Raw genomic sequence first — 11,906 nt, 5'->3', positions numbered from 1 at the left:
CCCAAAAAGGTATGGTGTCTTTAGTTTTAAAGCATTTATAGCAGTTTTGGTAAAAATTCAAATTTGCTCATTTATAGTCTATTGCTTTATTTGATATATTAGGATTCTCTAATTACGTAACCACTCACGGAAATCAAACAATTTTAGAATTATATAACAAATTGCTTGATATAGTTTATACGCCTGATATAAGCAAGGCTGTTCCTATCCAAATGAGTGATGACTGGAAAGAGGGACAATATATTGCCAATGCAAATGGACACGTTAATGTTTGTCATTTTAGTGATACATTTATAATTTATGTTCATTACCTTTGCCGCAGAGAGGCATATTGGCTGGCAACTCCCAAATATGAACCTTACCCTTTATTGTTGGGAGAAAAAGATACTCCCTATTGTCCCATTTTTTATCAAGAACATCAAATCTATTTATCGTTCTTACAGACTTGTATGGACTTTTTTTGCCAATCAATTATTGCGGGGATTCCTTTGCGTGGTTGCGTTTCTTCTGGCTTCGCATTAATGGATTCCAGCAAATCAATATATTTTGGTACTCCCTTAGTAGAGGCCGCAAGAGGTGAACCTGCACGCAAAGCGTTAGGAATTTCTTTTGGTAAAAGTTTTAATAACCATCACCCGGTATATAATGATTACTTTATTCCGTTTTTGGATTTCATCAAAACCGATGACCCTAAATCAAAATTTATTAGTCGGATGGTTTTGGATTGGCCAAGGTATTGGAGAATCTCACCAGATTTTAAAGATTTTTCATTTGCTGACTGCATTAAAAGAATGAATACTAATCCTGACTTTTCTGAATATTATGATAATGCAATTAGCTTTTTTGATTTTTCCAACGAACATGAAAACTGGTATGAAGAAATAAATAGGGATGGCATTAGCGATATTATTGATTATTATAAAAAGACAGAAGAATGGTTTAAATCTGTTACATAACTTTGCGCATTATGAAATGAGCCGGAAATCAATAGAACTCTCCACTGCCCCTCTGTCGGAACCAGAAGCATCCATCAAAAAGAATTGCAGATTCTCTTGAACTGTAGTATTATTTTGATGAATTTATGCAATTTTACATTTTAACCAAAGACTGAGAGGAATAAGATATGAAAACATCCGATTTTTATTTTGATTTGCCCCAGGAACTAATTGCACAGGATCCGCTGGAAGACCGTTCGTCTTCCCGTCTTCTTGTTTTAAATAAAGATACCGGAGCTATCGAACATCATATTTTCAAAGAAATCACCGATTACCTGAATCCGGGCGATTGTCTGGTCATTAACGATACAAAGGTCATTCCAGCCAGACTCTACGGGAATAAAATAGGCACTGATGCAAAGATTGAACTTTTGCTTTTAAAAAGAAAAGAAAACGATATCTGGGAAACTCTGGTGAAGCCCGGAAAAAAAGCAAAACCGGGATCCAAAATTTCTTTTGGCGGCGGGCTGCTGACCGGGGAGGTTCTCGATGTCGTAGAAGAAGGCAACCGTTTAATCCGATTTACCTACAATGGAATTTTCGAAGAAATCCTTGATGTGCTTGGACAGATGCCGCTTCCCCCTTACATTACCCACCAGCTGAAAGATAAGAACCGTTACCAGACGGTTTATGCCAAACATGACGGTTCGGCAGCCGCTCCTACTGCCGGACTGCATTTCACTCCGGAACTGCTCGCCATTCTGAAAGAAAAAGGTGTAAAAATCGCCCATGTTACCCTCCATGTGGGGCTGGGTACTTTCCGCCCGGTCAAAGTAGAGGACGTGACCCAACATCACATGCACTCGGAATTCTATTCGATAGAAGAATCCCAGGCAAAACTTATCAACGACACAAAGGCCGCCGGAGGGCGCATCATCTCCGTAGGAACCACCAGCTGCCGCACTTTAGAATCTGCTTCCGGCGAAAACGGTATTGTCAAGGCCGGAAGCGGCTGGACGGACATCTTTATCTATCCCGGCTACCGCTTCAAAGTCCTTGACTGCCTGATTACCAATTTTCATTTGCCGGAATCCACCCTGCTAATGCTGGTTTCCGCCCTCGCCGGAAAAGAACATATCTTGAACGCCTATGAGACGGCGGTACAGGAACGCTATCGGTTCTTTTCCTTTGGGGATGCGATGCTTATTACCTCTTGACCTTTACTCCTTTAGCTGCTTTCGTCGCACTATAGCCTTTCTTGGTTTTTACGACAACTTTGTAATAATATGTCTTTCCCTTCTTTACCTTATTATCAAGAAAGGCTGTTTTTTTCGCGCCTTTTACTATTTTCAGCCTTATAAATCCTCCATCTTTCTTAGTGGAACGATAAATGGTATAGGCTTTTGCTGCTGCTAAATTTCTTCTTGTGCTATCTCTGTAATAACGCCAAATAAGCAGACATTTCAAGACAAATTCATCTTTACTTTTAAACAGTACTCTTTTTCATAATTTCCCCGCTTCCTCCATATACTGTTTCTGGAGGTGAAAAAAATGATGAAATATTTCCAGAAACAGTTTTCCTACGCACAGATTGCTTTCGCTATCCTTTCTTTGATTGCCGGGGTATTGATGCATTTTCTCTATGAATGGACAGAATACAATTATCTTGCAGGACTTATCTCCCCGGTCAACGAATCCACCTGGGAGCATTTAAAGCTGTTGTTTTTCCCTGTACTAATTTTCACTATCTTTGAATATTTCTATATAGGCCGGCTCTTTCCCGCCTTTATTACCGCGCGCACCATCGGATGTACTGTAGGACTGCTTTTCATCGTCGCATTTTATTATACGTACACTGGCATTATTGGAGAACACTATCTCTGGATGGATATCCTCACGTTTTTTCTTGGGGTAATCCTGTGTTACAGCCTGACCTGGTATCTGACTCTAAAGAAAAAAGCAGGAAATCTCTGCACAAATATTTTCTGCATCTTTTTCCTGCTCTTTCTTACCGGGATATTTTTCTATTTCACATACACTCCGCCAATGCTTCCTCTGTTTGAAGCTTTCCTGCTCTTCTCTTAAACACCCGCTATTGGCCCGCGGGAATAAAAAATTTTATTTTCTTCTATCAGACGCACATTCCCCTGTACGCTCTCCAAAATAGAGATGCTGCAGTTTGGCGATACGCCTCCGTTCCAGAAATCTTTCTGTTCAAAAATCCGCAAGGCATTCAAAAGCGCCCTGCCCGCCGCGCCGTGAGTCGATACCAACACGGTCTTATCTTCCAGCTCCTGACGCGCCGTGATATCCCTCAGAAAATCCGCCGTGCGCCTGTGAAGCTCCTCAAAGCTCTCCCCGCCTTCCGGCACCCGATACTTATTCGGTGCCGTAAAGAAATAAGAAAACTCCCTATCCGGTATCTCATAATGATCCTTTGCGCTGCAAAGCCCTTCATAAGCCCCAAAACTGATTTCAATCAGCCGTGCATCCTCAAAAATCGGAATCTTCCTGCCGCCAAGCGCCAGCTCCGCCGTTTCCTTCGCCCTTTTTAAAGGGCTGGAAAAAACTGCGGCAAAGGGAACCGCCAAAAGCGCTTCCCCCGTTTTCCTTGCCAGTTCTCTTCCATTTTCATTTAAAACCGTATCTGAGCGCCCCTGGAGCCGCTTTGCCACGTTCCAGTCCGTCTGCCCGTGCCGCATGACATAAATAACCATTACTGCCTCAACTCGATTCCCATAGATTCCAGACCATTGTAAACCTTCTTCATAGCAGAAGTAATCTCATCCTCCGTCATTGTCTTATCTTTTGCACGGAATACCAGAGAGTACGCCATAGACTTATATCCCTTCTTCACCTGCTCACCCTCATAAATATCGAATAAATTCAGGCTTTCCAGATGCTTTCCGCCCCTCTGGAGAATCATAGCTTCAATCTGTCCCGCCAGGATATCCTTCGATACCATCATGCTAATATCCCTTGTCACTGCCGGGAATTTTGCAATTCCTTCAAATTTACGGTCGAAAGAAGCATATTCCACTACTCTGGGAATATCTAAAACTGCCACATACGCTTTCTCACCGATGCCATACTTGTCTGCTACGGCAGGATGGATTTCACCCAGATATCCCAGCACTTCCCCGTCATAGATGATATTTGCCTGACGTCCCGGGTGCAGGAACGGCTTGCCCGCCTGCGGGTCATAAGATGCCGTCTTATGAAGTCCTGCTTTCTCAAAGAATTCCTCTACAACGCCTTTCATCACAAAGAAGTCGCCTTCGCCATACATTCCCAGAGTAAACTGCATCCGCTCCTCCGGAAGCTCCGTCAGCGGGAGCTGCTTCGGCAAATATACGTTCCCCAGCTCGTACAAACGTACATTTTTGTTCCTGTGGTTATAGTTAAATGCCAGGGAAGTCAGCATTCCGTTCAGCGGAACCGTACGCATGATGCTGAAATCCTCTCCCAAAGGATTAGAAATCTTAATCGCATTCCGGTACGGAGAATCCGCCGCCAACAACAGCTTGTCAAATACCTTCGGACTCTCAAAAGAATAAGTCATACCCTGTGAAAAGCCGCAGTATTCTGCAATGTCCCTTGCCACTTCTTCGATGCGCAGTTTGAACGGAAGCTTTCCTGTCGTCGCTTCTCCTCTCGGAAGAGTGGTCGGAATATTGTCATATCCATAGAAGCGCGCCACTTCCTCTGCCAAATCCGCCGTACGGAAAATATCATGACGGAACGTCGGAGCCACAATCTCATTTGTTCCTGCATCATACGCCAGCTCTACAGCCTCAAAATATTTCAGCATCTGCTCTTTTGAAAGCTCTGTTCCCAGCAGCGCATTGATTTTCTCTGGCTCAAATGGTACACGCACCGGCTCTTTTTTTGTGGTATATACATCCACGATGCCGCCGACTACCTCTCCGGCCCCCAGCTCTTCAATCAACTGGCAGGCTCTGTTAATGGCCGCCTCCGCATTGTTCGGGTCCAGCCCTTTCTCAAACTTTCCAGAAGCGTCCGTGCGCAGCCCTACCTTCTTGCTGGAAAGGCGGATATTCGTCCCGTCAAAACATGCAGCCTCAAACATCATCGTCTTTACATCATCCGTAATCATAGAATTTTCTCCTCCCATGATTCCGGCGATGCCCACTGCCTTCTCCCCGTCGCAAATCATCAGGACAGAATCATCCATTGTCCGCTCCTGTCCGTCCAGCGTAACAAATTTCTCTCCTTTTTCCGCACGGCGCACCACGATTTCATGTCCTGCAATCGTATCATAGTCATAGGCATGCATCGGCTGTCCATACTCTTCCATCACGTAGTTTGTAATATCCACGATATTATTAATCGGCCGGATGCCGTTAGACGCCAGCCTCCTCTGCATCCACTTCGGCGACGGAGCGATTTTGATATTCTTTACCACCCTGGCAGTATAACGTGGGCAGAGGTCTGTATCTTTCACTGTAACCTTTACATAATCATGAGCATCCTCGCTATTTCCTGTTGCCTGAACTACCGGCGGAACAAATTTCTTTCCGAAAGTAGCGGCAGCTTCCCTGGCGATTCCCAGCACACTATAGCAGTCCACACGATTCGAAGTTACCTCATACTCAAAAATCACATCGTCCAGCCCCAGCGCTTTTATAGCGCTCTCGCCTATCACAGCATCCTTCGGGAAAATGTAAATTCCATATTCCGGCGCCTCCGGGTACATCTCACGGGTAGAGCCAAGCTCTTCAATCGAGCACATCATACCGCAGGACTCGATGCCTCTAAGTTTTCCCTTTTTAATCCGGATACCGCCAGGCGTCATCTTTCCGTCATGGCCGCCGGCCACACGTCCGCCGTCCAACACCACCGGAACCTTGTCGCCCTCTTTCACATTAGGCGCTCCCGTCACGATTTGCACCGTCTCTGTTCCCACATTTACCTGGCAGATGATCAGTTTGTCCGCGTCAGGATGCCGCTCAATCGAAAGAATCTGGCCAATCACGATTTTTTCCAAATCTGCGTCCATCTTCTCATAGCCCTCTACCTTCGTGCCTGACAATGTCATAGCATCTGTATATTCCTGTGCGGTCACGTCCAAATCCGGTACGTAAGCCTTAATCCAAGATAATGATGTATTCATATCCGTCTAATCTCCTTTATTTATTTTTCTATTCATGCGCCTCGTCCCTCTGTTTCGCTCGGACTGTGCGCCCTATATTCGAATCTTTATGCAACCCTTAGCAAGTAAACTTGCACGGTCTCTCTTCCCTCTGCTTCGCCGTGCTCGCTCTACTTCGCTCCGCTTCGTTTCGCTTGGGCTGTGCGCCCTATATTCGAATCTTTATGCAGACCTTAGCAAGTAAACTTGCACGGTCTCTCCTCCCCCTGCTTCGCCGTGCTCGCTCTACTTCGCTCCGCTTCGTTTCGCTTGGGCTGTGCGCCCTATATTCGAATCTTTATGCAGACCTTAGCAAGTAAACTTGCACGGTCTCTCCTCCCCCTGCTTCGCCGTGCTCGCTCTACTCCGCTCTACTCCGCTCTGCTCCGTTTCGCTTGGGCTGTGCGCCCTATATTCGAATCTTTATGCAGCCCTTAGCAAGTAAACTTGCACGGTCTCTCTTCTCTCTGCTTCGCCGTGCTCGCTCTACTCCGCTCCGCTTCGTTTCGCTTGGGCTGTGCGCCCTATATTCGAATCTTTATGCAGCCCTTAGCAAGTAAACTTGCACGGTCTGCATAAAGATTCGAATGCACGGCTAGACAGTATCAAAATTGTTTCAGAAATCTGATATCATTTTCATATAGCAGCCGCATATCATCGATTTCATATTTCAGAAGCGCGATACGTTCCAAGCCGACGCCGAATGCAAATCCCGTATATTCTTCCGGGTCAATGCCGCACATCTCTAGTACATGAGGATGTACCATACCGCAGCCAAGAATCTCTATCCAGCCGGAACCTTTACAGAAACGGCATCCGCTTCCGCCGCATTTAAAGCAGGTCACATCTACCTCGGCGCTCGGCTCTGTGAATGGGAAATGATGGGGACGGAATTTTGTCCTGGTTTCCGGTCCGAACAGTTCTTTCGCAAACTCTTCCAACGTTCCTTTCAAATCTGCAAATGTGATATTTTTATCAATAACAAGCCCTTCTATCTGATGGAAAGATGGGGAATGTGTCGCGTCCACCTCATCAGAACGGAACACCCGTCCCGGCGCAATCATACGGATAGGCAGTTTACCCTGCTCCATGACTCTTGCCTGAACCGGCGAAGTTTGGGTGCGCAGCACAATATCTTTATTAATATAAAAAGTATCCTGCTCATCCTTTGCCGGATGGTTCGCCGGAATATTTAACTTTTCAAAGTTGTAGAGGTCGTATTCTACTTCCGGTCCTTCCACTACTTCATAACCCATGCCTATGAAAATACGCTCCACCTCTTCCAGTGCAATCGTGTTTGGATGGCGGTGTCCCATATTATTTTTCTTTGCCGGAAGCGTAACATCAATTACTTCCCTCTTTAGCTGTTCTTCCCTGGCTTTCGCCTCCAGCCTCTGCTTCGTCTCCTCCAGAATCCCTTCAATAGCCGCCCTGGTCTCATTTACCATCTGTCCTACCATTGGACGTTCTTCCGCAGCTACATCCTTCATTCCTTTCAGAACAGCTGTCAGCTTTCCTTTTTTCCCAAGGAATGCGACGCGGACATCGTTTAATTTGTCCAGTGCATCGGAATTTTGGATTTGTTTTACTGCCTCTTCTCTGATTTCCTGCAACTTCTGTTTCATCATCGATTCTCCTTCTATTTTCTATTTTCTATTTACTCAAACGTAAAGCCATCAGCCACGTCTGCGCCATCTTCCGGACATTCCCGATATTGCGGCAAAAAAATAAGAACCGGCATACTTCATCCCTATAGGGACGAAATCTGACAGTTCCGCGGTACCACCCTGTTTCCTGTACGTGACAGGCTCTCTCTATGCTTAACGCGCACAACACGTCACTTCCTACTCCGCTTTCAGAAATGCGGCTCCGATGGGAAATTCGGAATATCATCTGAACTTAAAGAAGCTTCCAGCCGATGGCTCCCTCTCTCTGTAAGAAAATGATATCCTACTTGCATCTTCTTTGCCTTTGAACTTCATTCTAGCATCTTTCGCTATTTTAACATCTCGACGATTGTCTCGATGTTTATACTCGTCAAACGCACACTCGTGCAAGCACGGTATGCGCTTTCCTCGTTATTTTAACATATTTCAGCTTCCTGTCAAGCGGAAACTTTCAGGGCTATTTAAATATTCATTAATCTCTGCTCCTAAAAACAACAGCCACATACAAAAATATAGCCACAGCATAATCATCACCGCTGTAGTAAGGCTGCCATAAACTGCCGACATCCCGTGGGCATAATTTAAATATACGGAAAACCCATAGGAAAACAATGACCAGGACACGGCTGCCGCCACTGCCCCCGGTATCTGTCCTGAAAACTGCTGCCGCGTATTTGGCAGCATCGTATACATAGCCGCAAAAAGCAGCGTCAACAATATCAAAGTAATGACCGTGCGCACACTGATAATAAACCCTGACACGTCCCTGAAAATCGGAAAATGATCCACGATTACGGCATGAATCTGATTTCCAAACACCAGCAGCGCCAGCGTGAGGATAAGAGAAACCAGCATTACCAGGATATAAAAGGAGGAACGTATACGCATCACTACATAATTTCTGGTTTCCTCAATATCGTACACAGAATTCAAACCATTCGTGATAGCCAGCACGGCTTTTCCCGATGCCCACACTGCCGCAATCGCCGTTCCTGACAACAGCGCTGTGGAAGATGTAAACAGAGAATTTACCACATCAGCCACCATCTCTTTGAGACTGTCCGGAAGCGCATTCATCAGCATCCCCATCATGTCATCCGGCGTCAAAGGCGTATACTGCAGAAGCGTAAGAAGCAGCATAACAAACGGGATAAATCCCATGATAATATAGAAAGCAGACTGTGCAGAATATGCATCTACACGATCCCTTTTCATTTTTCTCATAAACATCTGCACCAAACGAATCTTTTTCATGATGCCCTGTATAACTCCTTTTCTCTTTCTAAGTTCCTTTTCCGGTATTCCACGCCACTTTCCCGCGCCGCCGCGCGCTATTATCCATAATAGTATCTCAGGATATCCACACAGCTCCGCCCTGCCTCTGCCATATGTTTTGCTCCATTCTGGCTCATGCCTTTCCCGTGGCCATATCCGCCGCCTTTCAGTGTATAGCCTTTCAGGACACCGCCCTCCTTCTCCTCTGTCAAATAAAAAAATGCGCTCGGCAGCATTCCCAGGTTTGGCGCCGTACTGCCATCCTGCAGGGTTACCGGGGCATTCTGCGTTTGAAGCAGTTTTCGGATTTCGTATTCTCCTTCTACCTCAAAACTTCCGCCGGAACCAATAATCTCCAAAGTCTTTATCACACCGCTGTTCTCTCTCTCGGAAACCCGCATTCCGCTCACTTCTCCTGCCTCCTGACTCTCAGTTCCTGCCAGCCTGGTCAGCTCCTCCAGAGAAAAATATGTGCTCCACCGATACCACGGCTCTTCTTTTTCATAAGCCTCGTCATTCCCCGACATAAACGCACAGAACACCGCTTCTTCAGACAGATTCCGTGATAAATCAATGCCACAGGAAGTTGAATAGTAAAGCGCATCCACCAGTTCCCCGTCCTGCGTCAAGACTTTTCCCTTCGTCTCTTTTACCGCCAAATCTGTCCGCTCATCCCTTTTAAAGTTATTATAGACCTGATAAGATACGCTGTCGTCCAAATCCGCGCCGCCCTCTGTGCGCCGCCCTGTCTGAAGCTGTTTCAACGCATAAGTCCTGGCGCAGACAGCCTGCGCCTTTAACGCCTCCATTGGATAACCGGATGGCATCTCACTCGGAACTACAGAGCAAAGATAAGTTTCCAGCGGAAGTTCATTCATTACTAAAAGTCCTTCCTCTTTTCTCTCTACAAGAATTTTTCCTGTGTAAGAAGGCGCCCCCTGCGCCCGCTTTAAATCAGAAAATGTAAATACACCTTTTTTCTTCTTAGGAACCAGTGTCACTGTCCCATGTTCCAGCCAGGGATCATCCAGTGTAAACCACACCGGCTCCGATGCCTTATGTTCCTCTGTCACGTCACCATAGCTTACCGTGTAGGCTGTACTGCACACGAGCGTCAGCTTTTCATGGTATTTCCCTGCATAGTCATCTGTGCATAACTGTACCCGCACATCCGGATTTTCCTCATATGCAGTCACCTGAACTCCAGCCGCCTGTCTCTCTTCAGCCTGTCCCACCGCCTTCGCCGTTTCCGGCTCTGTTTCCTCATCTGAACCGATATCTGTCACAAGTTTTCCGGTTCCATATACCCTCTGCATCACTGACCATCCATTTTCCACTCCCCTGCGATAAATAGAAAACAGCACAAAACACAGTGCGCATGTCCCAAGAATCATAAGCTGCCTATGCGTATTCTGACTCACTTGACTTCTCCTATCACGAAATATCCTATTGGAAGTATATCGCAAAATTGGAAAATCATGCACTTATTTTTTATAATTTACGTTTACTTCACACGAAATTTGTACACGGTCGTCGTATCATACCGCTCGCCTGCCTTCAAAATAGATGAAGGGAAATTTTCATGATGGTTCGCATCGGGATAATACTGCGTCTCTAGGCAGAATCCGTGACGCGGCTGATAAACTGCCCCTCCTTTCCCTCTGCTATCCTTATCAATAAAGTTTCCTGTATAAAGCTGCACGCCTACGCTATCTGTCAGTACTTCCATCACTCTGCCGCTCTTCTCGTCTGCCGCCTCTGCGATTTTCCTCAAGCCGCAGCCCTGATTCTTCAGCACATAATTATGGTCATATCCTGCCCCCTGTATCAACTGGTCATAGTCTGCGCTAATATCCTTTCCAATTTTTTTCGGGGTGTTAAAGTCCATCGGGCTTCCCTTAATATCCCTGATTTCTCCTGTCGGAATACTTCTTGCGTCAGTCACCGTGATAGCGTCCGAATCAATCCACATCGTATGTTCCAGAATGTCCCCGCTTCCATGTCCTCCTAAATTAAAATAGCTGTGATTTGTCAGATTTGCAATAGTATCCTTGTCTGACGTTCCGCAATAATGAATCTTTACTTCATTTTCTTCCGTCAGCGTATATGTCACTGTAATATCAAAATTTCCCGGAAAGCCCTGCTCGCCATCCGCGCTATGATGCGTGAATTTCACCGCCAGTTCCTCTTCTATCACCTCAAAATCCCACAGCAAAGAATTATATCCCTGGAATCCACTGTGCAGATTATTTCCATTTTCATTGTCATCCAGTATGTACTCTTTTCCGTCAATCGCCACTTTTGCCCCATGTATCCGGTTGCAGTTACGTCCAACGGTTGCCCCCAGATATCCCCCGTGAAGCGTATAATCCGTCACATCATCGTATCCCAAAACTACATCGTCAATTCTGCCGTCCCTGTCTGCCACAGTCACAGCCACCAAAGTTGCGCCATAGTTTGTTACTTCGATTCCCATTCCATTTTTATTTACCAGCGTTATCAGGGATACTTCCTTCCCGTCCGCCATCTTTCCAAAACTGCTGATTTTGCTTCCCATATCAAACACCTTCCTTATACAGTAAAAGAGTATCCGCACGGAATACTCTCTTTTATTAAAATTCCCAAAATGCCGTTTCCTGTATTTTGACTCCTAGCAAAGCTAGGTGGGTATCCGCAGCCATATGTTCTGGCTTCCGCTGCAAACGGCGGCCTGTCATTGCATATGGCGATATAAGAATCCCATAAAAGTAAATGTAGGTTCAAAATAACAGGATTGTCGAACATCCCAGGAATCTTGATGTATAAATGATTATACCCTAGTATCTGCATTTTGACAACACATAATCCTGAAAATTATTTCCATTTAACTTTAAAACA

General features: G+C 45.7%; 10 protein-coding genes, 1 other RNA gene and 1 other annotated feature. Of the genes, 3 read left to right on the top strand and 8 right to left on the bottom strand.

All coding sequences use genetic code 11. The annotated features are described in order from the left end of the window. Positions 1-212 precede the first annotated feature (212 nt). Both NFR99_RS10955 and queA read left to right on the top strand, forming a co-directional pair. Complete coding sequence (locus NFR99_RS10955) at positions 213-956, top strand: hypothetical protein (protein WP_251353624.1); 744 nt, start codon at positions 213-215, stop codon at positions 954-956. 167 nt (positions 957-1,123) lie between these two features. Further along, positions 1,124-2,152 carry a tRNA preQ1(34) S-adenosylmethionine ribosyltransferase-isomerase QueA gene (gene queA / locus NFR99_RS10950; protein ID WP_120482260.1) on the top strand — a complete coding sequence of 343 codons (1,029 nt, stop codon included), beginning with the start codon at positions 1,124-1,126 and terminating at the stop codon, positions 2,150-2,152. On the opposite strand, the gene NFR99_RS10945 is transcribed toward queA, so the two are convergent. Next, positions 2,142-2,402 (bottom strand): hypothetical protein, encoded by a 261-nt coding sequence (locus NFR99_RS10945; RefSeq protein WP_120482262.1) that lies wholly within the window; start codon positions 2,400-2,402, stop codon positions 2,142-2,144. The genes queA and NFR99_RS10945 overlap by 11 nt on opposite strands. An 84-nt stretch (positions 2,403-2,486) precedes the next feature. Between NFR99_RS10945 and NFR99_RS10940 the strand changes: the two genes are divergently transcribed. Then, entirely contained in the window at positions 2,487-3,020 is a 534-nt protein-coding gene (locus tag NFR99_RS10940; RefSeq protein ID WP_135976995.1) for a DUF6512 family protein, read from the top strand. On the opposite strand, the gene NFR99_RS10935 is transcribed toward NFR99_RS10940, so the two are convergent. From NFR99_RS10935 to ssrS, 7 genes are all read right to left on the bottom strand, one after another. Beyond that, positions 3,017-3,652: a histidine phosphatase family protein gene (locus tag NFR99_RS10935; RefSeq protein ID WP_135976996.1), complete on the bottom strand. Its 636-nt coding sequence runs from the start codon at positions 3,650-3,652 to the stop codon at positions 3,017-3,019. The genes NFR99_RS10940 and NFR99_RS10935 overlap by 4 nt on opposite strands. Then, positions 3,652-6,069 (bottom strand): phenylalanine--tRNA ligase subunit beta, encoded by a 2,418-nt coding sequence (gene pheT / locus NFR99_RS10930; protein WP_135976997.1) that lies wholly within the window; start codon positions 6,067-6,069, stop codon positions 3,652-3,654. Before pheT ends, NFR99_RS10935 begins: the two co-directional genes overlap by 1 nt. 623 nt (positions 6,070-6,692) lie before the next feature. Continuing rightward, positions 6,693-7,712: a phenylalanine--tRNA ligase subunit alpha gene (gene pheS, locus NFR99_RS10925; RefSeq protein WP_120482270.1), complete on the bottom strand. Its 1,020-nt coding sequence runs from the start codon at positions 7,710-7,712 to the stop codon at positions 6,693-6,695. Between the two features lie 126 nt (positions 7,713-7,838). Continuing rightward, positions 7,839-8,062: a binding site (T-box leader), on the bottom strand. A 118-nt stretch (positions 8,063-8,180) separates the two neighbouring features. Beyond that, positions 8,181-9,008: a YihY/virulence factor BrkB family protein gene (locus tag NFR99_RS10920; protein ID WP_120482272.1), complete on the bottom strand. Its 828-nt coding sequence runs from the start codon at positions 9,006-9,008 to the stop codon at positions 8,181-8,183. Between the two features lie 80 nt (positions 9,009-9,088). After that, on the bottom strand, positions 9,089-10,450 hold the full coding sequence (locus NFR99_RS10915) for a SpoIID/LytB domain-containing protein (RefSeq protein ID WP_135974367.1): 1,362 nt from the start codon (positions 10,448-10,450) through the stop codon (positions 9,089-9,091). Positions 10,451-10,533: 83 nt separating this feature from the next. Beyond that, the gene (locus NFR99_RS10910) at positions 10,534-11,586 is read right to left on the bottom strand and encodes an aldose epimerase family protein (protein WP_251353623.1); all 1,053 of its coding nucleotides are present in this window, start codon (positions 11,584-11,586) and stop codon (positions 10,534-10,536) included. A 57-nt stretch (positions 11,587-11,643) separates the two neighbouring features. Beyond that, positions 11,644-11,824, bottom strand: a non-coding RNA gene (ssrS, locus tag NFR99_RS10905) — 6S RNA. Positions 11,825-11,906 lie beyond the last annotated feature (82 nt).

This window comes from Hominisplanchenecus murintestinalis (genome assembly GCF_943193015.1).
In the GTDB taxonomy this organism is placed as follows: domain Bacteria; phylum Bacillota; class Clostridia; order Lachnospirales; family Lachnospiraceae; genus Hominisplanchenecus_A; species Hominisplanchenecus_A murintestinalis.
The sequence above is the reverse complement of the archived record's forward strand: the minus strand, read 5'-3'. Positions and strand labels throughout refer to the sequence as shown.

What these genes read in the sequence shown, in the direction of transcription:
- NFR99_RS10955 (WP_251353624.1), top strand. Translation starts at nt 213, where the DNA reads ATGAGTGATGACTGGAAAGAGGGACAATATATTGCCAATGCAAATGGA.
- NFR99_RS10940 (WP_135976995.1), top strand. Translation starts at nt 2,487, where the DNA reads ATGATGAAATATTTCCAGAAACAGTTTTCCTACGCACAGATTGCTTTC.
- pheT (WP_135976997.1), bottom strand. Translation starts at nt 6,069, where the DNA reads ATGAATACATCATTATCTTGGATTAAGGCTTACGTACCGGATTTGGAC.
- NFR99_RS10935 (WP_135976996.1), bottom strand. Translation starts at nt 3,652, where the DNA reads ATGGTTATTTATGTCATGCGGCACGGGCAGACGGACTGGAACGTGGCA.
- NFR99_RS10920 (WP_120482272.1), bottom strand. Translation starts at nt 9,008, where the DNA reads ATGAAAAAGATTCGTTTGGTGCAGATGTTTATGAGAAAAATGAAAAGG.
- pheS (WP_120482270.1), bottom strand. Translation starts at nt 7,712, where the DNA reads ATGAAACAGAAGTTGCAGGAAATCAGAGAAGAGGCAGTAAAACAAATC.
- NFR99_RS10910 (WP_251353623.1), bottom strand. Translation starts at nt 11,586, where the DNA reads ATGGGAAGCAAAATCAGCAGTTTTGGAAAGATGGCGGACGGGAAGGAA.
- queA (WP_120482260.1), top strand. Translation starts at nt 1,124, where the DNA reads ATGAAAACATCCGATTTTTATTTTGATTTGCCCCAGGAACTAATTGCA.